We start from the raw sequence: 26,460 nt of genomic DNA, 5'->3' as shown, positions 1-26,460 counted from the left end.
ATCCTCCCAATTAAAATTAAATTATCTGATAAAAAAGCTTCCTATATAAACCAACACACCTAAAAGAACTACATAGCCTGCGCAGAACTTTAAAGTCTTGTTAAGGATCTTGCCCTCTGCGCCTGCAAGACCTGTAGCAGCTGTAGCGACTGCTATGCTTTGTGGAGATATCATCTTACCTGCTGTTGCTCCTGAGGTATTTGCTGCAGCAAGCCAAGTTGGATTAACGCCTATTGACTGTGCAACCTCTGTTTGAAGCCTTCCAAACAATACGTTTGATGAGGTATCGCTTCCTGTTACGAAGGTTCCAAGAGCTCCTATGACTCCTGAAAACATTGGATAAAAGCTTCCGGTAATGGTGACAAGAATTTCAGCAAGACTTCTTATCATTCCGCTGTAGTCCATAACCTTAGCCATAGCTACAATAGCTATAACTGTTATTGTTGAATTTTTGAGCTGCTTTAAGGTTTTTCCAAAAACAGTCACTATGTCCTTCACCTTAGCACCTTGAATTATTCCCCCTATAACCGTTGCTATTATAATCAATGTTCCAGGAGTAGCAATCCATTTAATATCATAAGGCTTTGCCCCTGGACCTGTGTAAATTAAAATACTGCTCTTTATATTAGAAAGAGGCTTGTATATAAATGGTACTAACTGACTTGATAATATTATGAATACGAAAACTAAAATGTAAGGTAGCCAAGCTAGTATCCCTTCTTTGAAGCTTATACTTATATTCGTTGCTGCTATCTCTTTTTGCGCAGCTCCCCTTGTCATTTTTGCTTTTGTATTCATCCTTTTAGCGATTATAATTGTTACAGCCATACTGCATACGCTGCCTAGTAATGCTGGAAGCTCAGCCCCCATAAACCTTGCAGCTAGTATTTGTGGAACTGCAAAAGCTAGTCCTGATGCCAATGATATTCCTACAACACCTCTAAGTCCCTTTAAGCTCTTAGTAGTTATGAGTACTAGCGCCAGAGGAATTAACACTATAAAAAGAACTAATTGAAGACCAACAAAATAGCTTAGAACGTTTACATCTAGATTAGCTATTTTGGCAAGCGATATTACTGGTGTACCAATTGCACCAAAAGCTGTTGGCACTGTATTAGCTATCAAGCATATAACTGCTGCAAATACTGGTTCAAAACCTAAAGCTGCTAATATGCTAGCTGGAATTGCAACTGCAGTTCCATAACCTGCAACTGCTTCAAGGAAACCTCCGAAGCCCCATGCAAGTATAAGCACTTGAATTCTTTTGTCTGTTGTTATTCCTGCCAGCATGTTTTTAATAACGTCCATGCTCTTTGTATGAAGCGCTAAATTGTAAGTGAAGATTGCTGCAATTATTATAAGTGCTATAGGCCATACTGCCATAACTACACCTTCGAGAGCTGCAGTTGCCGCATTCAGCATTGGCATCTTCCAAAATAATATGGCTTCAATTAAGGCTATTACAAGTACAGAAGTACATGCCTTATGCGCTGGTATCTTTAAAACTCCTAACGAAATCATAAGCCAGGCAATAGGCAGTAGTGCAAGTAAAAACAGTATTAAATTATTCATAGTCCCACCCCAAGTTATAATTTTATTGGACACGGCATTTTGGTAATATGGTATGACCAATTTCAATTTGATAGTAACATAATATTTTGATTATTTCTACGATAGTTAATAAGTTAACAGCATTAACGAAAACATTTTCAAAAGCATTTTTCGACTAATTTTGCATATATTGAAATAACTAGCTTTCAAGTATATACTGAGATATAAAAAATCACAAACCCAGTAATTTAATACTAGGTTTGTGATTTTTTAAACTACTTATTTTCTGAAAGATATCCAGTAATAAAGTCTAAATGCTTTCTCATTGCTTCTGCAGCCTTGCCCTTGTCTCTAGCTGCTAGGGCACTGTATATGTCTTCGTGATGCTTAAGTAATACTTCTTTGTTTTCCTGATATTTAAGTATCTTTTCTCTAGCATCCTTAATGAAGGCATCAACTAGTGAAGACACTGCGCTCAATACGCTTACTACCAGAAAATTTTCCGAAGCATGGGCTATTTTATAATGCATCTCTGTATCAAGCTTTGCACTATACTCATTATCCTCGCTTATTTTCATCTGCTCTATTATTGCTTTAATTGCTTCTAAATCTTCATTTTTAATCTTTTCAGCTGCAATTCTAGCAGTTTCAACCTCTATAATTTTTCTAAGTTCAAGTATTTCTTGAGGTTTGCTGTTTTGAAGTGTAAACATTATGGATAAAGGCTCAAACAAGCTATTTTCAAAGCTTTCTCTTATAAAATTCCCTCCGCCCTGTCTGCACTCCACTAGTCCAATAATCTGAAGCGCCCTTATAGCTTCTCTTATAGAAGTTCTACTCACCTGAAGCTGCTCCACCAAATCTCTTTCAGGCGGAAGTCTGTCGCCTTTTTTTAGCTTTCCGCTTACAATCATTTCTTTAATTTGCTCTATAACCTGCTCGTAAACCTTTGTGTTTTTTACTGGAGTAAACATAAAGTACCTCATATTATATATTCTTATATTTATCTTCTTGCCTTGCCAGTCATCTTATCTATTTGTATTTTAACCACGCAAGTTTTGCTTACAGCTCTATCTATATAAAGCAAGCCTTCCTTCTTAAACTCGGGAGAATACTTGTCTGCTATAGCCAATAAAGCTTCCTTCTTTTCCTCACCTTCAGCCTCAGAAGCTGTTCCAAAAACTATTACGCTTTCATATTCTGTGCTGAACTCAGCTGGAAGCACCTTTGTTTTTCCAACTACGCATAAGGATACCTTATTATTATGCCTTATGTTATCAAGCTTGCTTCCTTCCACAGCACAGTGAAAATAAACGCAATCGTTATAATACACATAGCTAAGCGGTGTTGCATAAGCATATCCATTTTCACCTATGGTTGCCAGCACGCCATATTCTCCTTCCTGTAATATTTCTATTATATCCTTATCAAAGATTTCTCTAGCACTTTTTCTCATGGGCTTAAACATTTTGACATCCCCTATCATATTATGTTAATACAATTATAGGAAAAGCTTTTGAATCGGTCAACCCTTAATATAACTTCATTTTAAATAACTCCATCCTCTTCAATAAAGCTTAATTAAATGTTGTGAGCTGTAAATATTTATATATTTTAATCATATAATATTGACACAATAAGCTTTTTGCTCTATCATTGTTATAATGTAAGTGTAAATATTACTAAACTGTGAAGAGGAATAGTAAAGATGTAATCTTTCTCAGAGAGGAAGCCGCTTGGTGTGAGGCTTCTAGAGATTTGTTTTGAACCCGCCTCGGAGTTCTGCAGCGAATTAAGCTGCAGCGGATTTCTGCCGTTACAGAACCGAGTGAATGCAGTCTTTTTGTTCTGCATTAATTAGGGTGGTACCGCCGACTAAGCTTCGGTCCCTTTTGGGACTTGAAGCTTTTATTTTTGCACAAAATAAATTTGAGGTGATAATTGTGAGTAAGGAAAAAGAAAAGAAATTAGTAGAAGCCATAACCTCCATGGATGTGGATTTTGCGCAGTGGTATACAGACGTTGTTAAAAAAGCTGAGCTTGTTGACTACGCAAGCGTTAGAGGCTGCATGGTTATAAGACCATACGGCTATGCAATTTGGGAAAACATTCAAAAGAATTTGGATACAATGTTTAAGGAAACTGGACATGAGAATGTATATATGCCAATGTTTATTCCAGAATCCCTGCTTCAAAAGGAAGCAGACCACGTAGAGGGCTTTGCTCCAGAGGTTGCCTGGGTAACTCACGGTGGGAGTCAGGAATTAACAGAAAGATTATGCGTTCGTCCAACTTCAGAAACACTATTCTGCGACCATTATTCAAAGATAATTCAATCCTATAAGGATCTTCCAAAGCTATATAATCAATGGTGCTCCGTTGTTAGATGGGAAAAGACAACTAGACCATTTTTAAGAACACTAGAGTTCTTATGGCAGGAAGGTCATACTGCTCATGCTACTGCAGAAGAAGCTCAAGAAGAAACAATAAGAATGCTTAACGTTTATGGCAAGCTTTGCGAAGAATACTTGGCAATACCCGTAGTAAAAGGTCAAAAGACTGACAAGGAAAAGTTTGCAGGTGCACATGCAACCTACACTATAGAAAGCTTAATGCATGACGGCAAAGCTCTGCAGTGCGGAACTTCCCACAACTTTGGCGACGGCTTTGCAAAAGCCTTCAACATCCAGTACACTGACAAAAACGGAAAGCTTCAATACGTACATCAAACCTCCTGGGGTATGACTACAAGACTTATCGGAGCTATGATAATGGTTCACGGTGATGACAGCGGACTTGTTGTTCCACCAAGAATTGCCCCAACTCAGCTTGTTATAATTCCAATAGCAATGCACAAGGCTGGAGTTTTAGAAAAGGCAGCAGAGCTTAAGGATAGATTAAACAAAGTTGTCAGAGTTAAAATGGACGGCAGCGACAAGACACCAGGCTGGAAGTTTAGCGAATATGAAATGAAGGGTGTTCCATTAAGACTTGAAATCGGTCCAAAGGATATAGAAAACAATCAAGCTGTTTTAGTTAGAAGAGACACTAGAGAAAAAATAGTTGTATCTTTAGATGAACTAGAAGTTAAGATACCAGAAATTCTTGAAGATATTCAAAAATCCTTGCTTGAAAAAGCAAGAACTGCTCAAAATGAAAAAACTACTACAGCTGTTAATATGGATGAATTTAGAAACATTCTAGATAATAAAACTGGTTTTGTTAAAGCTATGTGGTGTGGAGACAGAGCCTGTGAAGACAAAATTAAGGAAGAAGCTGCTGCCACCTCAAGATGTATGCCATTTGAACAAGAGCAGGTTGCTGAAACCTGTGTATGCTGCGGAAAGCCAGCTAAAAAGCTTGTTTACTGGGGCAGAGCTTACTAATCAAAAATGCGAAAGGTGTTCTAAAAAACTTAGAACACCTTTTTTGCATTAAAGCACTTTATTTATCATAAACGGAAAAGGTAAACATGCCCTTATTATCTGCTGTCACTATTGAATAGCTGATGCTATCCTCTTTTTCATTCTTAGTTATGTCAGCTATTTTGTATTCATTTAACTCATTATTTGAAGCAGTACCTGGTTCAGACCTTGTATAATCCACTAATAGCTTTACTTCTAAGCCATCAATAATTATATCGTATATTAAAGCGTCGTTGCCTTTAGCATAGGTTGTTATTCTCTGCATTTCCTTGGTATCTGCCTTTCTTTTTTTAAAGCTTTCATAAAATGCTGTAAGCTTTTGTGAATTGTAGGTTTCACCCTTATAAAATACTACATCCCCATTGCTTAAAGAAACAGGTGCATTATAATGCTTAGGCAATTTATCAAGCGCCGTAAAATTTCCCTTTGAAGCTTCTAATGACTGCTTATAGGCTTTATCAGAAAGCAAGGCCTTTTCAAGAAGTTTTATATTTTTCTCAATATCGGAAATGCTTCCAAAGCTCTCTTCAATTGAGGCTTTTGTAAAGGTAAAAGCTGAAGTATAAGCCTCTTCAACAAGTTTTCCATCAGAATTAGAATCACGGAAGTAAAAGGTTGCTTCCTCCAAGTTACCAATCATGCAAAACAAAACTAAAGCGTTCTTTTGCATAATGGAAAAATCAGAGCTGAAAGGATCAATAGTATAGCCTTTGCTGTCATCTGACGTCCCATATTTTGACTCATAGTATACCTTTAGCTTATAAGGCCTTTCATCCGTATCCATTGAAATATATCTCTGCCTATAGTAGCTGTTTGGCGCGGGCATCAGGTTAGCTATGGCAGAAACCTTAGAGTTGTTGCCTATATATGGTGTTTTATATTTAGAAATCTCCGTTAAATTATAACTAGCCGCAGATAGCCTTTCAGGTTGCCTTTTATGCCCTACTCCCGCACCTAAGCAGATTGAGCCTGCCATCACAAGGCTCAATATAAATATAGAAATTCCCACAGCAAATTTGGATTTACCGCTGTACTTCATAATTGAAACCAGTCTATCCTTCAGCTTGTTTTTATCTTCGGCCATAGTAGCACCAAATAAGCCACTTGGGCATTTATTATCTGCAGCAATAGATATTAGTGTCTCTCCATAGGCTTGCTTTTCCTTAGAATTTAAACTTTTTATTACAGCCTCATCACATGCTAGCTCGCAGGCATGGTTAATCTCCCTTTTAATAAAATACATCAATGGGTTAAACCAATGAATGGATGCTGCAGCAATGGTCACACATTTAACTGCTATATCAAACCTCCTGAAGTGAGTTAATTCATGCAAAAGAATATTTTTTAGCTGCTTTTCATCAAAATTTTCATCTGGAATTAGGATACAGGGTTTTCTTAGCCCTATAAGCATTGGAGTTTTAATTAACCTATTTCTTGCTAGTCTTACATCCATACGTCCTCTAAACAAGGCTGAGAGCAGCCTGTTTTCTTCCAAGGTTGCTGGTTTATTTGATCTCTCTATGCACCTTAAAAATCTTGCATAACCGGATAAGTTGATTCCAAACACAATTATTGCTCCAATAAGCCACAATTGTACGCTGTAAGAATTTATTAAGATTAAAATTGTCCGCAAATCATAAATGCTTGCCTTATTTAAAACTTCTGTGAAATTTTCTTTATCATTAGATTGAATTGCAGCAGCTCCTTCATTTATTACTGCTATTTCAGGAGCTGAACCTTTACTGCTTATTTCCAATGAGACTTTTTCACCATAAAAAGCCTTGTTCATTAGGCTTTGCTCAAAGGAAAAGGGCAGCAGCAACCTAAAAAGTACAATAATCCATAGGTAATATTGTATAGCCTTTGAGATTCTGTGCTTTATAAAGGGTTTAGCAGCAAAAATAATCATTGCAAGTATACTTCCAGACAAGGAAAGTGATAGCACAAGCTTAATAATGCCATTCATGCTAATCACCTACCTTAAACATGCTTCTAAGCTCCTCTATCTCTGAAGCTTTAAGCTTTTTGCTACCTAAAAGCGATGCCACAAGATTTTTTACACTTCCGCTATATAGCTTATCAATCAAACTTTGAGTAATATAATCGTTATATTCAGCTTCACTTACTAAAGGACTGTAATAGAACACTTCTTTTTTTACAGCTTCAACTGCGCCCTTCTCACAAAGCCTTCTAAGAAGAGTCTTAATCGTTGAAGTTTCCCATTTGCTTTTCTCCTCTAGTGTTTTTCTAATATCCGCAATGGGAAGCTCTCCCCCAGCCTCCCACAATACACGCATTATTTCAAGTTCTGAGTCCGTTATTTTTGAAGCAAGCTTGTTCATGTACTTATACCTCCTTTAGGTTACAGGTGTAACCTTATAAGATTAGTTTACACCTGTAACCTCTTTGAGTCAATATGTGGAAGTCAATTAAAAAAGTAATATTTTTAAGAAGGCTTGTACTAAATTTACTTTGCAAGTCATATGTTTATATAAAGAAGCTTCTTTAAATGAATTTTAGGTGGTTCTTTAATATGATAGACAAAATAGCCTTGCAGCTTACCTCCTTCATATGCACCGAGGCTTATGACAACACCAAAGATAGGGCTAAAATACAGTATGCCTTAAGTGTTATTTTAAGTGAAGGCTTTAAAATTATTTTCCTATTATTGTTTTTTAGTGTTATACATAGACAAAGCTACTTTTATTTTTCTCTTGTAATCTTAATGTCTATTAGGGTGTTTGCTGGAGGAGTTCATGTAAAGGGAGCTCTTAATTGTCTGCTTTTAACAGTTCTGATGTTTTCCTTTACCAGCATAGCTGCGCCATTAATGCCAAGGCTTCCTTATGTCTGCTATGTGCTTTCCGGCATAGCAAGTCTTGCTATAGTCTTGGTAAAGGCACCAATATGCAGCGTAAGACGCCCTATAAAAGACAAAAAAATAAAGCTGAAGTACAAGCTTATTGCAGCCATATCTACAGCTTTATGGATTGTTATTTTGTCGTACTTAGAAGCTCCAGCTTATGTAAACTGCGGCTTCAGCACTATCATTGTACAAAATATACAGCTTATGCTGGTTAAAAAAGCAAAGTATTAAAATTTTCCAAACTTAAGGAGGTTTATTATGAGAAAATTAATGAAAAGCTTAAGAGCTAAAAATGTAGCTTGCACACTATGCCTTGGAGTGAGTGCATTCCTGCTGCCCTTCTATGGTTCCTTCCTATTTCTAGGAGAACCAGAAATACCTGAGTGCTTAATAGAAGACTAATTTCACTTTAATTTTATACTGAAAACTGTATAGTTGTTTTCATAAGATAGTTGAACCTTGCCATTACAGCCTTCAACTATCTTTTTTACGTTGTAAAGTCCATAGCCTCTATTGTCGCCTTCCTTTGTTGTATAGCCTGCATTAAAAATTTTCCCTATATCTTTTGCTTCAACCCTGCTTCCTGTGTTGCCGATTTCTATAATACAGTTGTCCTCAAAATAGCCTAAATTTAAAAATACCTTCTTACAACCCTTTTCTAAATTTACAGCCGCCTCAAAGGCATTGTCCAAAAGATTGTTCAAAATCTCAGAAAGCTCATGATCCTTAAAAGGAAAGCGGCATTCCCCCTGAATGTTATAGCTGAATTCAATATCATGCTTTGAAGCTTCATTTATTTTATTATATATAATAGCCGCTACAACAGTATTGTCTATCTGAAGTATCTTCTCCATGTTTTCCAAAGACATATTTAGAGAAGCAATATATTTAGTTAACTCTTCTTTTAAATTTTGCTCATCAGCTACAAGCACAAGGCTGTATACAGTATTTAGATGATTTTTAAAATCATGCTGCCTTCTTCGTACATCCTCCAGCAGCTCTGCAATAACTGGAGAATATTTTCTATATTCTTCTAAAGACTTCTTTAATTCTTTATTTTTCATATGATATTCCATAAAAAACAGATTTGCCAGAATAAAAATTATAGGTATGATAAGATACAAAGCTATCTCGTCTAGAAATTCAAGTCTTTTAAAATTCCATACCCATTTCGCTATAAATATATAAATAAGAAGGTTTACAGAAAAAAAGTATATTTTTGAGCTTTCCTGCTTAAAAAATATAAAGAGTCTTCCATAAGAAGTAAATTTGTAAGCGCTTAGACTAAGCAGCATGCAAATAAAGTTTGCCATGAGATAGTTTGTAAATATGTCTTTTGACATAAAGCTTTGGCTGAGCAATCTAATTAAAACTATTAAACTAAGCTGCATTATTCCAAAGATAGATAATACCAGTCCAAATTCCAGCAGCAAATACTTTATGTTCTTTTTAAAAGCCAGCTTAATAGACAAAAATAAAAACAGATAGTTAGTGAAAAACTGTATTGGAGGATAAATGAGGCTTGTTATAACAACAACTATAGAAGCGCACACTACTATTGCAGTACTTTTAAACAGCCTGTTTTCATATTTTTTATTAAAGATATTCCAAAGCAGCATAAAGCTTGCCAATTCAAGGAATGCAAGAATGAATATCTTATAACCGCTCAATTATCTCCCCACCTTGCCCATTGCTGAATTTATCCAGAATAGCTTTTTTATAGTTATAGCCTAGCAATGCAGTTTCACTGGTATTGTAAAAATAAATCTTATAGGAGGTTTTATCAGTAGTCTTTTCTATTTTGCTTATATATTTTGTATTAACAAGGAAAGACCTGTGACTCTGAATTATATTTTCATCATTTATCATGGAATATAGCTTTTTTAGCGATAAGTAATTTATAGTGAAAGCTCCATTTATAGTATGAATAATTGAAGTTCTTATAAAAACCTCAACGAAGATTATCTCGCTGACATAAATTTTCACCTGTATATTCTTAACATCAACAATTATATACTTTTCCCTGGCCGCTGTTACCGCTACCTGAGCCTTACCCTCTGAAAGCAGAAGCCTTGTTAGCTTTTGTATATACTGCTTGTTGTAAGGCTTTAGAATGTAATCATAACAATGGATTTTCTTAAAAGCAGAAAGCATATAATCCTTATAAATTGTTACGAAAACTATCCAAGTAAGCTTATACCTATCCTTCTTTCTCATTTCTAGAGCAAAATTAAGACCAGAGTCCTCATTTAAATTGATATCGATATAAAAAAGATCTATTCTCACCTGCTCAGCTATTTCAAAAGCCTCAGAAATACTAGAAGCTTCATATACATTGAACATGTCACCCGCTTGCCTTATTATTTCCGACAGGGTTCTTAACTGAATACAATCATTTTCTAGAACTAATATATTGTACATATATTCACCATACCCCTTTATACAAATTTGTCATGGATATAAATATTCTACAAATATTTGGAAATACCTTCCTAAATTTTATAACAAAATTAGCTTGTCTAAATATTTGATGACAAAAATTAGAAGTTTTATGCAATTTTCAATATACCAAAATCTATATGTGCTACAATTAAATTACAAACATATACCTTTTTTCAAATCTCTTCAAAATGTGAGCGGATTGCACTTGTTTATAAAAATATAAAAGGAGTGTGGTCTTGTGAATCTAAATTTTATTATTGCTGTTCTTTGTGTAACAATGCTGGGAATTGTTGCTATGCTGCTTGGCTTCTGCTACAAGCAGGAGATAATGAAGGCTTTATTTCAATCCAAGACAAGCATAAAGCCTGATGAATTTTCCTCTGAAATTACCTTAAACCTAGATAAAAAAGAAAGCAATAAGTAGCTCCGCCAAGCTTCCTATTGCCTATTCTAGTAAAACTATTTAAAAGTTCATAAGCTAAATTGCACTGTCAAGCAATCCGCTCACTCATTTATTATATCACAGCATTTACCATTACTTCAATAGTTAGTTAAATTTTTATTTTTAAGAAATGCTAATAGTTCTAAGCATTGCGTAAACATAAATAGTAAGCTATCCTAATAAGGAGAGGCAAAGCTTAATTACCTTTAATTAAGCTTAGTAATAATATGGGGGACATAGTTATGAATGAAACTAAGCAAATGAATAAACTTGATTATGGCAATGCTCCAAATAGGATTCTGTATTTCATGGTTGCCAAGCTTTCTTATATATTTTTAAAAATAAAATACAGAATCAAAATCGACAATAGTTCCTTAAAAAATATGAAGGCTCCTTATATAGTGCTGGCAAATCATCCTTCAGCACTTGATCCTTTCATACTTACAGCCACTATGTATCCTCACAAGGTAAATATTCTTGGTACAAACCACTATTTTAGAATTCCCATACTTAGGCCTCTTTTGAAACTGGCAGGAATCGTGCCCAAGGTTCAAGCCTATAAAGATACTAGGGCAGTACGAATGATGAACAAAGTAATAGCCATAGGAGGAATTCTTGTTATTTACCCTGAAGGACGACGTTCCACCGATGGCAGCCAATACACAATTTCCGATTCAATTGCAAAACTTATTAAGCTGTATAAGGTTCCAGTAGCAGCGGTGGTTTCTAATGGAGCTTACCTGTCAAAGCCACGTTGGACTTCTTTTCCCCACAGAGGGTGTATTGAGGTTAACACAAAGGAAGTTTTGTCAGCAGAGCAGATTAAGGAACTTAGTATCGAAAAAATTCATTCTGCTGTATGCAGCTCTATCTACTATAACGACTACCAATGGAACAGGATTAAAAAAGTAAGCTTTAAGCATAAAAAAATAGCTGAAAACATACACAATATTCTTCATCAGTGCCCGGGCTGCGGCAAAGAAAAAGCCATGAGGTCTAATAAAAATAGATTGTATTGCAAATTCTGCGGAAATGCTGCTTTAATGGATGAGTACGGTTTTTTAAATCCTGAAGCTGAAAGCTCTGTAATATTTGAAGATGCAGTTAAGTGGCTTAAATGGCAGAGAGAAAAAGCAAAAGCTACTGTGCAGGCTATTGATTTTTCAATAGTCTCAAAGGTTGTAAAGCTTACTCGGGCTGATGCCTTTACAGGCCCATATAGAAACGCTGGTCATGGAACAGCAGCTTTAACTAATGAAGGCTTAACCTTTAATGGAATAGTAGACTCAAAGCCTCAGGAAATGTTTTTTCCTATGTCGGTAATGTATTCCATTTCCTCAGAGTTTGGGTCAAACTTTGAAATTACAGACGGTAAAAATACCTACTGCTTCTTTTTAGAGGATGGGCAGGATGTTGCTAGAATTGAGCTTGCTGTACATACTAATAATATAGAATAGAAGAAGCGGTGATTATTGCTGTCACCGCTTCAGTTTTTTAAAAGCCCGTTTCATTTCCAACATAACAGGCAATTCTTTTTTCCAAAAACATATCCTGCAGCTGTTCAAGCTTTTCTGCAGCTGTAGCTTCTTCAGTGCTGTAGGCATATTTTTTTCCAAGCTGATTCCACTTTGAATCTCCCATTCTATGAAATGGAAGCAAGTTAATTTCAAAAAGTCCCAGCCTCTTCATAAAAGCTATTATAGCCAGAATATTTTCCTCTGTGTCATTGAAGCCCGAAATAACAGGCATTCTTAAAACAAGTCTGCCCTTCCAGCTAGACTTTACTAGCGCCTCAATATTTTTAAGGATCAAATCGTTAAATTGACCAGTCTTCTCCTTATGCTTTTCTCTGTCCATATGCTTTATATCAATAAAAGCAAAATCTATATAGTCCATAGCTTCCAAGAAAACCTCAGTGTCAATAAAAGCCGTAGTTTCAATAGCAGTGTTAATGTAAGCCTCCTTGCATCTTTTTAAGGCTTCTAACAGGAAATCCTTCTGATAAAAAGGCTCTCCTCCGCTAAAGGTTACTCCGCCTTTTGAACCCCAAAACTGTCTGTCCCTGCTTAAAATTTTCATTAGCTGGTCTACTGTGTAATACTTTCCACATATCCTTAAAGACTCATTATAGCAGGCCTTTGCACATTCAAAGGTGCTGCAGCTTCTGCAGGCATTCCAGTTTATTTCAAGCTTATCCGCCTCATTAAAGCTTACAGCATTTTTAGGACATACCTGTTGGCACCTTACACAGCCTTGACTATGCTTGCACTTTGGCTCAGCAAACATAATTTTTTGCTTGTTCAGCCAGCTTTCAGGATTTGCACACCACTCACACTCTAAATAACAGCCGCACATAAAACAGGTAGTCCTGCAGCCAGGACCATCATGAACCGAATAGCTTTGTATATCAAAAAACAAGCCCTTCTTTTCCTCCATAGTCATAACCTCCCCAACGCATCCTAAGCTCTAATCAATGAAAAGCGGAAGATAAAATAGACTTTTATTATCCTCCGCTTCATTTCACCTATTAAAATATCTACATATTCTTATATTCTTTTATTTAATTATTTAAGGTCTTATTTGCAGGCTCTGAAGCCTTTGCATTTGCTGACAGCGGCAGCAGCAAAGCAAATATTGCTGATAAAACAAAAGCACAGGTAGCAAAGATTATAGAATTAAGATAGCTTCCTGAACTGTCATATAGATATGCACCCATATAGCTGCCAAGCGCTGGCCCTATAGCCATAACTACAAGAGTAGCAAGCCCCCATATTCTTCCCAAAGTTTTATTTCCATAAATTGCTCCTGCATAACCGGCAACTCCACCTGGTTCTATAGCCCAATAAGTTGCAAAAAGAATACATGCTATTATTCCGAAAACTATTGATATCTTGCTTAATAGTAAAAGCCCGCAGGCAACAATTCCTATTATAGGAGCAAAAATAATCATTGTTTTTCTTGCCTTTGCTTCATTGCCAAATTTACTTACAGCTCTATCTGCTATTTTACCCATTATAGGCATTGTAAAGATTCCTGCAATACCTATGATTATATAAAGATTAGTAGCTGTATTTAAAGACATCTTTACATCTGTTGTCCAATACTTAACTACCTGAGTCCAAATTAAAAATTCTCCTACCATACTTCCAAGGAAGGCAATAATCGCTCCCCAGATTGGAAAAATACTAAAGGCTTCCTTAACTGTCCATACCTTTTGAGGTGCATTATTCTTTCCTTTAATAGAATCCAAGCCAAAAGGTTCAAGGTCATAATCCTGTGGGTTTTTCTTTGCAACTATAGCTGCTGCTACAAGGAATACAAACACCACCACTGCAAGCCCTCTCATTGCTACTCTCCAGTCCATAACCTTAATAACCTGTTTAACTCCAAGGCTTAAGAACACCTGAGCAACTGGAGCACCCATAAAGGCAATTCCCCACATGCTGGCGTAGGATTTGCCAACATACCATTTTCTTACTGAAACCGTTGACGACACCCAAAGCATACCTGTTCCAACACCTGCAAAAATAGCGTAAGGAATTAAGTATCCTAAATAGCTTTGTGCAAAGCTTGTAACAAAGAAACCTAAAGCTGCACAAACAGAACCTATTGCATAAGCAGGTCTCGTACCCCACTTGTCAATTATCATTCCGCTAAAATAAGCTGTAACTGCATACACTGTCATCATTAAGGAATAGCCTAGAGTAAGCTGTGAGGCTTTCCATCCAAGGCTTTGAGACATAGGTACCTGAAGCACGGAAAAAGTTGATCTGAATCCAAAAAGACAAAATACAGCAAGCCAAGAAGCAAGAACTACCATATGGCCTAAATACTTAGCTCTCTTATCCTCCATTTTTATATTCCCCCCATTATAAATAAAAGGGGCAAATAAATATGCTTAAATGCCCCTTTTCATTTTTATTTGCCTTAAACTGATTTATAGCCTTCGCAAGTAGCAGCGCAGAGATCCGCAAAAGTCCAAGCTTCCTTTTTAAGTCCAACACAGGTTCCTATATTATCGTTGTTTGGATTAATAAAGTTTTTGCAGTTTCTGCATTTGCAGGCCTCATTAAAGTTTCCGCAGGTTTCAGTATCTATAAACACCATAGAGTTTGTAACTCTGCAGATGCCCTTTGCAGCATCCACTGGTGCAAAATTAACACAATCATTATGCTTCATATTTTCCTTTGCCATATTAATTACACCCCTTCATATTCAGTTCTTGCTATAACTTCGTCTTGAATTGGCTTTCCTATTTCACACCAGTACTGTGTAAAGCCTGCAACACGCACCATCAAGTCTCTATAGTTTTGCGGACTCGATTGAGCTTCCTTTAATACCTTTGAGTCTACAACGTTGTATTGAATATGGTAACCGCCCTTTCTCATATAAGCACGAGTTAAATCAAGAAGCTTTCTTGAGCCTTCTTCACCCTTAATTGCACTTGGGTGAATCTTTAAGTTCATCTGAGAATTTTGGGACATACTATGATCCCAAACTGTGGCGGATGTAAACAATGCATATGGACCATTCTTATCTGTTCCTGGATAAGCAGACATTGAACCGTCAGCATAGGTTGTTCCTGCCAATCTTCCATCTGCACTTGCAAGTGTAGCAGCACCTTGTGCTCCATGGGTTGAAACAGAAATTTGGCAAGCATACATCTTCTTTCCATACAAGGATTCATAGTCATGGCACATATTGCAGAACCAGTTTTCATAATCCTTTAACAGATTGTCTACGTATGGATCATCATTTCCATACTTAGGAGCCAATAAGCAGTCTCCATAAATTTCATCATACTTAGAACTGTTGTCTCTCTTTTCCTGGTCAGCTAAGGAATAGCTTCCAACCTCAGCAGCAGTCTTAAAGCCGAAGTTATTAAGAATAGCTTCCTTAAGCTCATCAAGAGTATACTTATTATCGTCATATACAAGCTTCTTTATGGAAGCAAGACTATTTATAGTATTTATAGTTCCACAGCTCTCAACATTATAGGTTGCATTATATCTATATCCTAAATTGCCTATATGATGGCCTTTGTCCAAACAGTCCGGCTTAAGCATTGAACTGAATACTGCCATGTTCTTCTTTCTCCAAATATCGTGCTGTATGTTATTAGTTCTAGCAAGCACATCGCAGGTTAAGTCATAGTAATCCTTAAATTGTTCATATAGCTCCTCAAAGGTTTCAAGCTTCTTATTGTGAGCAGGATAAACCTGAAGGCCAGTTCTATGGTCTTTTCCGTTTGTAACAACCAGCTCAAGAACTTTAGGATTAGCTATAAAGTGAACTCCAACAGAAGTAGGCTGTCCTGCTCCTCCTGAAACCCAGTATTTCTTTCCGTTTAAATGCAGTTCCTTCCAGCAGCATGGAGAGGTTTCCAAACAGCCGCCAATAGCAACCGCTCTAGCTTCGTCTATTGTCATGCCTTCAGGTCCATATTGGTTTATCATGAATTCTATAGCTCCACGATTGTTCATCCATGCAGGATAGCCAGTACCGGTCTTATCGCATTCTATGCACTTTAATAGGAATTCCTCAGGCAGCTTTTCATCGTACATGCAGGACAAGGTTGGCTGTGGGCTGCCGCAGGTAATACCAGCTTCAACTATCAAATATTCAAGTCTGTTAACAGCAGGGGTTCCATCCTTTTGAAGCCCGCCAAGAGTTAGATTGTTAAAGGTATTTCCGGAAAGAACTCCGCCTACAACTCCGGTAGAAGCAAAGCAGTCTATAGTTGTAAATTTAACTCTGTGAAGCTCAAGAAGCTCCAATACTTCTTTCTCAGTAGTTCTTCCTGCTGCTATGTCCTGTTCAAACCATGGATAAAGCATCTGTCCAAGTCTACCAAGGGACATTCCAGATATAGCATCTTCATTAAGCACTGCAATATGAATAGTGTAGGTTAACTGAAGAGCTTCTCTAAAGGTTCTAGGCTGTTTGTGAGCTATCCACTCCAAGCACTCAGCAATTTCTATATATTCAGCCTTCTGAGTTTCATTCTTTTCTGCCTCAGCAAGCTGTTTTGCATGCTTTGCATAATTTAGTATCCAGGCTTGTATACCTTCCAATATAAGCTTAACAGCTTCATAGAAATATAAACGATCCATTCCAACAAGACCGTCGCCGTCAGCATTTCCTGCAACAGCAGCCTTGCATTCCATAGCCATGTCTATTAGGCCATCAAAACCATATTGCATCGGATAATAGTAATTAATAACTTCTCTTCCTTGTGGAAGTGTAAAACCTGAGTCAAACATGCAGATTAAGGATTTCATTATATTTTCTTTTACTTGATATCCTGGCACCATCTGCTCATATTTATGTCCTAAATCATCAACGGAACGGCCAACCCATTCCTTTGCAAGCTTAACTAAAACAGGTATTTCCTCCTGTCTCATTCCAAACTTTCCGGCGATAGAAACTATTTTTCCAAAACTTCTTGTAACGTTACCTCCGCCTGTACCAAATTTACTAAGCTCTCCTGCGCTAGCGCTTCCCCTGTTTAAAGCTTCCTTGTAAAGCTCATCCTCCTTTGCTACGAAAAAACCCTCTGAAAGCCAAGGCATAGGGAAGGAGCCTCTATAATAATTAGTTTTCTGCATAACCAGCTTTTCACCTGGAAGAATATTCGGTGTTAAGTGTGAAAATGCACACTTTAAAGCTTCAGCTCTTCTAACAACGTCAACCTCTCCCTCAAGCTCATTCCATCTTCTAGTGTACCAATATGGAAATTCCGTATTAGCAGTTGATAAGGTGTCGTAGTATATGTCTCTTAATCTGTTAGCTCTTGGTGTAGGCTCCTTTGTTACCTCACGAGAAATCATTTCCTCTGGAGCCTCACCGCCAAATTGAAAATTAATTGGTAAACCCTTTTCGGCAAGAATATCTGCCAATTTTGTTTTTACAGCCATACCATAAGCCTCCCCGCTCTTATATGTGTACAAAACTACTTTTATAAGTTGTTCTATCTATAGATTATAGATATTTAGGAGGCAGACTTATATTAGGCTAAGGTTGTATTATATTCCTAGTGTAAAGCACACTAGGACCTTGGTTGTATTGTTGTCCTACAACTAAAGTCCTAGTTTTATACTTCTTACAAAGCTCTCATCCTTCAGTACCTGGCTAATTGCCTCCAGCACCTCAGTGCTCCAAAAGCCCTCTCTGCATTCCTTACTTAAGCTCTGCTCGGCAGTATCCTTGCTGCCTGATTGTTCCCATAGCTCCACAAACCTGTTTACTGTGGTCAAAACCTGCGCTTCCAGCGATGCTTCTGCACGGCACTTTCTATCATGATGCCTTTCAATAAAAACCTTAAGCCACTCTCCTGCTTTTAGAGGAGCAATAATGCTTACGCCTTTGTCTATATGCTCCTGCTCAGAATCTGAAGCAAGCTTTCCAATATCCATTAAACAAGCAGCTGTAAGAATTTTCTCTTCCTGCTCATCAGTTATTGAAAACAGCTTAACAACCTTTTCGCAGTAGTTTTTAACATTTATAGCATGACTATAAAGCTTTTCATCCTTAAGTTTCATAATAGCTACAAAGCTTTTTACTACACTTTTCATATTTTCCATCTCATTAAGCTTTTTTCTAAAGTTTACCGCCCATTCTACCCTATTCTTTAATTCCTGATAAACCACAGGCCTTGATAAAAATACATCTGCTCCAGCGTTAAACCCTCTAATTCTATCCTCTACCTCATTTAAAGCTGTTATCATTATTACAGGTATATCCTTGGTAGTCTGTCCCATCTTTAATTTCTTGCAAAGCTCAAAACCATTCATACCGGGCAGCATAACATCCAGCAGTATAACAGCAGGCTCAAGCTCTAAGGCAGAGTTTAGCGCCTTAACACCCTCATCTGCCGTAAAAGCTTCGTAACCCCAGGCAGCAAGCAAATCCTCCAATATCTCGCAGTTTTTCTTATTATCGTCTACTATCAGTATCTTACTCACATGGTCACCCCCTATAACTTTTAGGAAACAATAATACTTGATTTATTGCTCTCATCAATATCTAAAGGCAGTGTAACAATAACTTCCGTACCTCTTCCAGGCTGGCTTAGCAAGAAAATCTTCCCGTTGTGCAGCTCCACCAGCTTTTTTGTAAGAGGAAGCCCTAGCCCAGTACCACCGTATTTTCTTTCATAAGAGCTGTCAACTTGTTCGAATTCAATAAATACCCGTTCCTGATCCTCTTCTTTTATGCCAATTCCATTATCCTTTACGGTAAACTTTGCAAAAGAGCCTTCCTTTACAGCAGCTACAGATACTTGTCCGTTTGCAGGTGTGAACTTAATTGCATTAGATAACAAATTACATAATATCTGTTTCAATTTATTGGCATCAACCTTCAGCATAAAATCTTCAGGCATAATCCTTGCTTCCAGACTTATATCCTTACTATAGGCAAGGCTTTTAACTATTGTCATGCTTTCCTCAACAATGCTGGAAATCGTATAAACTCCCAAGTTGAGAGTCATTTTTCCAGACTCAATTTTGGAGATGTCTAAAATATCATTAATTATATGCAGCAAATGATTGCCGCTGTTTAATATATTTGTTATGTATTTAAGCTGCATATCGTTTAGAGGTCCAAAAACCTCCTCCTTCAAAATTTCAGAGCAGCTTATTATAGCGCTTAATGGAGTTCTAAGTTCATGACTCATATTAGCTAAAAAGAGAGACTTAACCTTTCCTGCTCTTTTTAAAGCCGCTACAGCCTCATATAAATCCTGTGTTCTAAGACTAACCTTTTCCTCCAAGCTTTCATTCAATAAATACAGCTCCTTTGAAAGCTTCTGCTGCATTGCATGCTCACCTTCAAGCTTTTCAAAATAAATTCTTCTTTCTTCTTCACTGTTTTTTAAATCAGCAGCCATTTTTTCAAAAGCCTCCAGAAGAATTGTTGTTTCGCTGTTTCTAGCTTGCAAAAACCTTTCTTCAACCTCAATATCTCTGCTTCCTTTAGCTATTTGATTGGCAAGCTCCGTGGCCTTAATAATAGGCTCAGTAATCTTATTAGCATAGTACCTTGCAATGAACGCCATCAAAATTAGACAGCATAGGGAAACCACAATAATGATAGTCTTTTGTGTGTTCATTATTATGGAAAATTTATTTTCAGGAATACCTACTCCTAAAACAGCAATCTTGTTGCCATCACAGTTTACTATAGGCTTGTCTAAAAAAATATGGACCTCACCATCGTAACTCTCCCTGCCATAATAGCCATTTGTGCTTTCTTCCAGTCTGCTTATGGGTACAGGTATGGTGCTTCCCACAAAGTTTTGTTTCTTAGGACTTCTGATATTAGAAGCTATTCGTATTCCGTCCACCGAAATAGCTAAATAGGAATTTTCAACATTGCTTGTATATATCTCAGGAAAATAGTTGTTGTTGTTTGCTAGAGAGCCTAAAACAAAGAAACCAATAATTTTATTTCCTTCCCTGTTGTACACAGGAGAAACGCTTATTGCTGCTAAAGCTTTAGTTAAATATTTAGTTGTGTTGTTATTGCTTATTAACACCTTAAATCTGTTGTATTCTTCAGAGTTCTCATCAAATAAGTCCTCTAGGTTAAATACCTCCTCAGAAATTACAGTACTTTGTACTGTTTTAGATTTCTCAATTAGATCTTTTATTCTTGAAGCTTGAGAGTATTTTAGCTTAGGCATATTGAGAATTAATTCACCCTTCTCATCAAACACCATATATAAGTCCAGGTAACTATATACTTTACTAATGTTTTTAATGGTTTTCTCCAATTTCAAAGAATCCATTTTCTCAACTGCCACTGAAAACTCTTCAGACTTGCTTGTCTCAGAAGACAGCCTCTTCATTTCATTTAATCTATCCTGCATTAAATTTCGAGCTATTATGAAAGCATTTTGGAGATATCCCTGGGCTGCCCTTTCAATTTCATTATCTAAAATAGTACTAGATAATAAAAACACTAAAAGCATAGGTACAGTGATAATTACAGAAACCAAAATCAAAATTCTTTTTCTTATCGGCATAATATCACCTAATCAACTTACTGCACTATTTTTGCAAGATATAACAATTTCTAATCTGTCCTTCATCTTTAGCTTTCTTAAAATATTTGTAATATGTGTCTTTACTGTTTTTTCACTTATATTCAAATCAGAGGCGATTTCCTTGTTAGACATTCCTGAATTAATTAATTTAACTACTTCAAGCTCTCTAAGGCTTAACTTTTTATTTAGCAGCATCAAATCGTTATGATTGTCCGCCTTCTTTTCTTCGTTAAAGGAGTATATATTTTGCTCTATATTTATAAGGTTGAAGATATTTTCAAGCATCTTAACAATCTCGTTAAGCTTTGATTCGCTAAGTACTTGAATGCCCTTTACAATCTTTTCGTTTGCAAGTTCTATATTTTCCTCAAGGTACACTCCTCCTCCAAGGCATACAGCTATTATTTCCTTTTCGCAAAATATAGGGATAGCAAAATAGGTCACCCCTGTATAACAAGTATATATAAGAGATTCTTCTTTTTTTAATAAATGCTCTAAAATACTTTGCTGTTCACGTTTACATCTTTCATGATTTTTCTTAAGAATATAGTGGCAAAACAGCGAGGAATTAGACCAAACAGTTAATGACTTTCCTTCTAAAGACACTATCCCCAAGCTAATATTAAACAAATCAGCAAAACAATCCTGAAAAGACTGAACCTTTCTCTTTCCGCTTATTTTAATCCATTCCTGGCATTTTGAAAAATCAGGCTGGCTCATTACTAACCCCTCCGTTCTGTAGAAAAAGTACTTAGTTAATATTGTAACACATTGGCAATTGTTAGAAAACACTAAATAGAAGGTCAAGCATTATTTAAATTAATGCCTGACCTTCTATTTTATTTGGTTCTTATATAGACCCCAGCGCTATACTCACCTTTTAGCTCTATTTAAAATAAACTCTAGCAGTTATAACCCCATTTTTGCCTTCTACTATATTATCTATAGTAATGCCAGTGTAGCTTCTGCTGTCAGTTCCCCACTTGTAATAAGAAGTGGTATTAATGCTGGACTTAATGCTTGGAGTTAAGGCTGTTACCTTTGCTGTACCTGGAAAAACGTCTCCTGAATCCCCGTCATTAATATACTTTTCCATATCCCATCTTCCATCTGCTTGAACTACAGAAATACCATAGTGGTTTTCACCTGTTTCCTTATCCCTATAGTTTGCACCTCTATTATTCCAGTCCCAGTTAGCAGCTTCATTTGGTCTGTGGAAGTTTCTTACTAGAACATTCTCATCTACATGGTAAATTACCAAGCCATGCAGGTTCTTTCCATCCACAGTATAAGCAAGACCTTTGTCATAGCCAAGCTGCTGGCGGTTTTCAAGCAGGAAATATTCCTTGCCGTTTGAACCTGGCACAACTATCTTGTAGTAATTTGGAGCCGTAGATTGAGCAACTGGCTGAAGTGTTATTGTCTCTGTCTTGCCGCTTAAGGATTCCTTTGTAATAACCTTAGGCTGCATAAAACCTAAATAATACTTAGACCAAGCATCCATATGAACTGGTGAGAAGCCGCTAAAATATCGGTTCAATAATTTATTACCTGTATCTATATCTCTTCCATAGCTTCCGCCAGCCATAAGTGTAAACATGCCTGTTCCTTCTGAATCATAGCCATAATCATACTGATCTGGAAGGCCTAATACGTGTCCGAACTCATGAGCAAAAACTCCAGGATCTACTGGTGAAGGCTCTCTTTTAGGGATTCCTGCAGGCTTGGTATAGTATTCAGTTATATCCTGACCAACCTCTGGACAAATGTTGTAAGTGTTAACTACAACACCATCCACAACCTTGTAGCTTAAACTGCTGTCTTCAGGATAGCTTCCTGTCTGATAGTATTGGCCGTAATAGCTGGCACTTAAAATATCCCACTTATGAGACCATATAATGCTAGGATCTTGGCTGTATTCAGCTCCTGTTCCTCTATGAATCACAAATATATTTGGAACAATCCTCTTAATTCCATCCGGAGTAGCGGTTGCATCGCCATAAAGGTCTGCAAAATCTCCAGCCTTTGCATCCACTGCATATTGCGAAAAATCAACTCCAGCTTTGTCAGCCAAGTCTATTGCATCCGCAATCAATTCTCCAATATGAGCATCTCCATTGTCGTTGTAATATTCTCCTTGCTTTAGATAGTAGCTGTATGGCTTAGGCAGTGTATACCAACCCTTTACATCTACATTAATCTTAAACTGATCATAGCTTACTTCTTTATAATAATTGTTTAAGGTTCTATTTGTAGGTACTGTTATTCCTAATTTTTCAGCTTCAGTCTTTATCCATGAAAACATATTCAGCTGATAGGGATCATACTTGCTTCCGTTTAATAAACCTTCAAACTGATTTACTGGAATCTGAGGATAATTAACACCTGGTACATCGCTTATCTTGCCCTCTTTATTTTCTACAGGAAAATCAACTAGAATAGCTATCCCCTTTTTATCCTTCCCTGTTACATCTAAAGGCGTTAGAGGACCTATATTTCCTGGTTTTATATAAGCCTTTCCATTGTAGCCCTTTAAGTCCTTACCCTCTACCTTTAGTCCTTTAGCTCGTGCTTCCGCCTGAAGCTCCTTATCCAGTTTTTGATAGCTTGGCAGTGTCTGCACAAATTTCTTTGGGGTTGATGCTGAAGCACCCTCTACCTTTTGACTGCTCCCACCTGTTGCTGCTATAGAAAATAGCATGGTTAATGAAACTAATAATGCCAATGGTTTTCTTTTCATTTTTTACCCCCTTTTTGCATCATTCTTTTTATGACGAATGATACCTATTAAAAATATATTAATTTTCTTGCAAAAGTATTAATATATTTTTAAATATTTAAAGAAGGATTTATTGGATGAAAAGCCTGTTTGTTAGCCGCAATTACTATATGTTAGCCTGTGCTTTATTTTATTGAAGCTTATTACTTATCAAGCTGCATAAATCTAGCTTTATTTGTTCATTATTAATTATTTTTTCTATAGCTTCAATTATATTTCCGCTTTTAAACTCTGTGTTTTCAAGTGCTCTTTCCAAGCTTTGAAAATCTTCAAGTTCAATTGCATCTGTAAAAAACCTGCATTTTTCTATTTTCCCATCTGAAAACTCAATATATAACTCAAGCATTCCCCAAGGAAATTTTTCTTCTATTGATATTGAAAAGTCAGGGCTTTCCGAAAAATTCCACTGCCAAGAGCTGTATTTTTCAAGGTAAGCCTTTAAATCTACTGTTTTTTCATTTAAAGCTACAACTTCAGCCTTTGTTTCATAAAATTCATTGAAGCTGTCAATGAGAGCCTCCTTCAAGCTATCAATTGTTATATTTTTAGAGATTTCTTTAAGATTAACTACTCTGGAGGCAACAGAATCAATTCCTTTTGACTGAAGCTTCAGCGGCGATACCGTTAGGTAGGTTGTAAGCTTTGACAAATCAACGTCTACAAGCAGAGTTCCATGATGGCAGCTTACTCCATTTTCACTTACAAAGGCATTTCCTGAAAATTTTCTATCCTGCACCATCAAATCATTTCTACCGTTAAAGTACCCCTGTATTCCAAACCTTGAAAGCCCCTTTAAAATTAAGCTCATATTATCTATTACATTATAATTTTCTTCAGCAGCTATAAAGGTAAAATTCAAATTTCCAAGATCGTGATAAACAGCTCCGCCGCCGGACAATCTCCTTACAAGCTGAACCTTATCCTCATTAAGCTTCTTAATATCACATTCTTTATAAGGATTTTGGTTTCTTCCAATAACAATGGTATTTTCATTCTGCCACAGAAAAAACACTACTTCATCCGGCGCATTGTTCTCCATAAGCCACTGTTCAAGGGATAAATTAAACTTAGGGTCAAAGACTTCAGAAATATATATTTTAAAGTTCTTATGCAAAATGAATCCCTCTTCCATCAAGGCTTAGCAAGGCCTCATGAATGGATTCCGCTGCTGTTGGGTGAGCATAAATCACATGGGCAGCCTTATCCATAGTCATACCTGAAGCTATGATATTACTTATAGTGCTTAGCATGTCAGTGCCATGCACACCAACGATTGTGCCTCCTAGTATTTTTCCTGTTTCCCTGCTTCCAATAAGCTTTACGAAACCTTCTACTTGTCCCATAGCTTGAGCCTTTCCGTTTGCCATAAAAGGGAACTTTCCTGCAACATAATCCAGTTTTTGAGAAAGTGCTTCTTTTTCAGTAAGCCCAATGTGCCCAATCTCTGGTGCTGTAAATATTGCACTTGGCACTAGGTCGTAGTGCATCTCATTTTCTACTCCGTTTATATGATCAGCAGCAACTATTCCTTGATGAGAAGCTACATGTGCCAATTGAATAATATTTGTTATATCTCCAATAGCATATACATTTGGATTGCTTGTTCTCATATAACCGTCAACCTTAATGCCATTGCACTTTTCATTTAGCTCCACATTAAGCTTTGCTAAGTCAAGAGCTTCTAAGTTTGCTTTTCTTCCAACTGCCATTGCTACTTTTTCGCTGATTAAATACTTTGCTTCGTTATTTTCACTAACTTCAACAATTTTTGTTCCATCTAAAGCTGTTTTAATGGATACCGCCTTAGCACTTTCATATATATTTATTCCTCTTTGAATAGCAGAGGCTTTTATAACTTCTATAACATCCTCATCCATAGTGTTTAAAATCTGTGGGAAATATTCAACTACATTTACCTTTGCTCCTAAAGCATTGTAAATAAAGGCAAATTCCATTCCAATAACTCCGCCGCCAATAATTGTAATAGAGGCAGGTACCTCTTTTAATTCCAATAAATCCTGGCTAGTAAGAATATCCTTACTGTCAGCACCTTCAATTGGAAGAGAAGATGGCTTAGAGCCTGCAGCTATAATGAGCTTTTTAAATTTGATAACTGCGTCTGTTGATTTATTTTTCACAGTTAAGGTTTCCAAATCCTTAACCTCTGCTCTGCCGCTAATATACTCTATCTGGTTAACCTCCATTAAATGCTCAATTCCGGACACTAAGGTATTTACTACTTCATCTTTTCTTTTCATTATCTTATCAAGTGAAAACTTCACCTCTAAAGCTTCAAGCCCAAAGCTTTCAGCGTGTCTTATCTTTTCTATAACCTCAACGCTGCTTACAAGAGCTTTTGTAGGAATGCATCCATGATTCAAGCAAGTGCCTCCAAGTCTGTTTTCCTCAATAAGCACTACTTTTTTGCCGCCCTGAGCCGCTCTAATAGCAGCAACATAACCTCCAGGGCCCCCTCCAACAACAGCTACCTCAGTCTCATAGGTTTTAACCGCTGGCTTAGCAAGCCCAAAGGAATAAGTTGTCTTTCTAGTCTCTTGCTGAGTTCTTTGCTGAGGCATTGAAGCTCCTGGCTCACTAACCAATTCACCTTCAATTCTTCCAATAACTTGACCTTTCTTTATGGTATCTCCTTCGTCTATGGTTAACTCCTCTAAAATACCCTTGTATTTTGAAGTATATTTCATGGTTCCCTTGCCAGACTCAATTGTAAAAATCACATCTCCAGAGCTTACAGCATCTCCCGCCTTTTTATTTATCTTTCCAACCTTTCCAGAGCTGTCGTGGCCTGAAAGCTTTTCTATCTCTAAATTGTACTTCATCTAAACCTACCTCCCAAAATTTAGTTAAATAAAAAAGGGCATAGCCCTTTTTTTACTTAGAGTTCTT

22 protein-coding genes and 1 other annotated feature are annotated in these 26,460 nt (G+C 36.8%); of the genes, 5 read left to right on the top strand and 17 right to left on the bottom strand.

Features of this window, described 5'->3' with window-relative positions; translation table 11 throughout:
* Positions 1–21 precede the first annotated feature (21 nt).
* From NBE98_RS03940 to NBE98_RS03930, 3 genes are all read right to left on the bottom strand, one after another.
* Positions 22–1,572 carry an L-lactate permease gene (locus NBE98_RS03940; protein WP_250812816.1) on the bottom strand — a complete coding sequence of 517 codons (1,551 nt, stop codon included), beginning with the start codon at positions 1,570–1,572 and terminating at the stop codon, positions 22–24.
* Positions 1,573–1,826: 254 nt separating this feature from the next.
* Entirely contained in the window at positions 1,827–2,525 is a 699-nt protein-coding gene (locus tag NBE98_RS03935) for a FadR/GntR family transcriptional regulator (RefSeq protein ID WP_250812813.1), read from the bottom strand.
* Positions 2,526–2,554: 29 nt separating this feature from the next.
* Positions 2,555–3,019 carry a pyridoxamine 5'-phosphate oxidase family protein gene (locus NBE98_RS03930; RefSeq protein WP_250812811.1) on the bottom strand — a complete coding sequence of 155 codons (465 nt, stop codon included), beginning with the start codon at positions 3,017–3,019 and terminating at the stop codon, positions 2,555–2,557.
* Between the two features lie 212 nt (positions 3,020–3,231).
* Positions 3,232–3,445: a binding site (T-box leader), on the top strand.
* A gap of 94 nt (positions 3,446–3,539) precedes the next feature.
* Between NBE98_RS03930 and proS the strand changes: the two genes are divergently transcribed.
* A complete protein-coding gene (gene proS / locus NBE98_RS03925; protein ID WP_250817463.1) occupies positions 3,540–4,937 on the top strand; it encodes a proline--tRNA ligase in 1,398 nt (465 codons plus the stop codon).
* A gap of 58 nt (positions 4,938–4,995) precedes the next feature.
* Here the strand turns inward: proS and NBE98_RS03920 are convergent, their stop codons facing one another.
* Positions 4,996–6,942 (bottom strand): M56 family metallopeptidase, encoded by a 1,947-nt coding sequence (locus tag NBE98_RS03920; RefSeq protein WP_250812809.1) that lies wholly within the window; start codon positions 6,940–6,942, stop codon positions 4,996–4,998.
* A 1-nt stretch (position 6,943) separates the two neighbouring features.
* The gene (locus tag NBE98_RS03915; protein WP_250812807.1) at positions 6,944–7,318 is read right to left on the bottom strand and encodes a BlaI/MecI/CopY family transcriptional regulator; all 375 of its coding nucleotides are present in this window, start codon (positions 7,316–7,318) and stop codon (positions 6,944–6,946) included.
* Positions 7,319–7,509: 191 nt separating this feature from the next.
* Between NBE98_RS03915 and NBE98_RS03910 the strand changes: the two genes are divergently transcribed.
* On the top strand, positions 7,510–8,073 hold the full coding sequence (locus tag NBE98_RS03910; RefSeq protein WP_250812804.1) for an accessory gene regulator B family protein: 564 nt from the start codon (positions 7,510–7,512) through the stop codon (positions 8,071–8,073).
* A 27-nt stretch (positions 8,074–8,100) separates the two neighbouring features.
* Positions 8,101–8,244, top strand: coding sequence for a cyclic lactone autoinducer peptide (locus NBE98_RS03905; RefSeq protein ID WP_250812802.1), 144 nt, complete (start codon positions 8,101–8,103; stop codon positions 8,242–8,244).
* A 2-nt stretch (positions 8,245–8,246) separates the two neighbouring features.
* Here NBE98_RS03905 and NBE98_RS03900 read toward each other — a convergent pair whose 3' ends face one another.
* Positions 8,247–9,512 carry a sensor histidine kinase gene (locus tag NBE98_RS03900; RefSeq protein WP_250812799.1) on the bottom strand — a complete coding sequence of 422 codons (1,266 nt, stop codon included), beginning with the start codon at positions 9,510–9,512 and terminating at the stop codon, positions 8,247–8,249.
* The gene (locus NBE98_RS03895; RefSeq protein ID WP_250812797.1) at positions 9,499–10,263 is read right to left on the bottom strand and encodes a LytR/AlgR family response regulator transcription factor; all 765 of its coding nucleotides are present in this window, start codon (positions 10,261–10,263) and stop codon (positions 9,499–9,501) included. Before NBE98_RS03895 ends, NBE98_RS03900 begins: the two co-directional genes overlap by 14 nt.
* A gap of 259 nt (positions 10,264–10,522) precedes the next feature.
* Between NBE98_RS03895 and NBE98_RS03890 the strand changes: the two genes are divergently transcribed.
* Positions 10,523–10,708 carry a hypothetical protein gene (locus tag NBE98_RS03890; protein ID WP_250812795.1) on the top strand — a complete coding sequence of 62 codons (186 nt, stop codon included), beginning with the start codon at positions 10,523–10,525 and terminating at the stop codon, positions 10,706–10,708.
* Between the two features lie 260 nt (positions 10,709–10,968).
* The gene (locus tag NBE98_RS03885) at positions 10,969–12,183 is read left to right on the top strand and encodes a lysophospholipid acyltransferase family protein (RefSeq protein ID WP_250812793.1); all 1,215 of its coding nucleotides are present in this window, start codon (positions 10,969–10,971) and stop codon (positions 12,181–12,183) included.
* 37 nt (positions 12,184–12,220) lie between these two features.
* Here NBE98_RS03885 and hpdA read toward each other — a convergent pair whose 3' ends face one another.
* From hpdA to lpdA, 10 genes are all read right to left on the bottom strand, one after another.
* Complete coding sequence (gene hpdA / locus NBE98_RS03880) at positions 12,221–13,162, bottom strand: 4-hydroxyphenylacetate decarboxylase activase (protein ID WP_250812791.1); 942 nt, start codon at positions 13,160–13,162, stop codon at positions 12,221–12,223.
* 124 nt (positions 13,163–13,286) lie between these two features.
* Entirely contained in the window at positions 13,287–14,579 is a 1,293-nt protein-coding gene (locus NBE98_RS03875) for an MFS transporter (RefSeq protein WP_250812788.1), read from the bottom strand.
* Between the two features lie 74 nt (positions 14,580–14,653).
* A complete protein-coding gene (gene hpdC, locus NBE98_RS03870) occupies positions 14,654–14,920 on the bottom strand; it encodes a 4-hydroxyphenylacetate decarboxylase small subunit (protein ID WP_250812786.1) in 267 nt (88 codons plus the stop codon).
* Between the two features lie 5 nt (positions 14,921–14,925).
* Positions 14,926–17,643 carry a 4-hydroxyphenylacetate decarboxylase large subunit gene (gene hpdB / locus NBE98_RS03865; protein ID WP_250812784.1) on the bottom strand — a complete coding sequence of 906 codons (2,718 nt, stop codon included), beginning with the start codon at positions 17,641–17,643 and terminating at the stop codon, positions 14,926–14,928.
* 162 nt (positions 17,644–17,805) lie between these two features.
* On the bottom strand, positions 17,806–18,690 hold the full coding sequence (locus tag NBE98_RS03860; protein WP_250812783.1) for a response regulator: 885 nt from the start codon (positions 18,688–18,690) through the stop codon (positions 17,806–17,808).
* 20 nt (positions 18,691–18,710) lie between these two features.
* Positions 18,711–20,753 carry an ATP-binding protein gene (locus NBE98_RS03855; protein WP_250812782.1) on the bottom strand — a complete coding sequence of 681 codons (2,043 nt, stop codon included), beginning with the start codon at positions 20,751–20,753 and terminating at the stop codon, positions 18,711–18,713.
* A 12-nt stretch (positions 20,754–20,765) separates the two neighbouring features.
* Positions 20,766–21,494, bottom strand: a complete 729-nt coding sequence (locus tag NBE98_RS03850; RefSeq protein ID WP_250812781.1) for a LuxR family transcriptional regulator — start codon at positions 21,492–21,494, stop codon at positions 20,766–20,768.
* A gap of 166 nt (positions 21,495–21,660) precedes the next feature.
* Positions 21,661–23,514 (bottom strand): M6 family metalloprotease domain-containing protein, encoded by a 1,854-nt coding sequence (locus tag NBE98_RS03845; protein ID WP_250812780.1) that lies wholly within the window; start codon positions 23,512–23,514, stop codon positions 21,661–21,663.
* Between the two features lie 169 nt (positions 23,515–23,683).
* Positions 23,684–24,667 (bottom strand): lipoate--protein ligase, encoded by a 984-nt coding sequence (gene lplA / locus NBE98_RS03840; RefSeq protein WP_250812779.1) that lies wholly within the window; start codon positions 24,665–24,667, stop codon positions 23,684–23,686.
* Positions 24,660–26,393, bottom strand: a complete 1,734-nt coding sequence (lpdA, locus tag NBE98_RS03835) for a dihydrolipoyl dehydrogenase (RefSeq protein ID WP_250812778.1) — start codon at positions 26,391–26,393, stop codon at positions 24,660–24,662. The genes lplA and lpdA overlap by 8 nt, the downstream gene beginning before the upstream one ends.
* Positions 26,394–26,460: the final 67 nt, after the last annotated feature.

The organism is Clostridium swellfunianum (genome assembly GCF_023656515.1).
Classification (GTDB): domain Bacteria; phylum Bacillota; class Clostridia; order Clostridiales; family Clostridiaceae; genus Clostridium_AT; species Clostridium_AT swellfunianum.
This window is presented reverse-complemented; position numbering and strand designations above follow the sequence as displayed.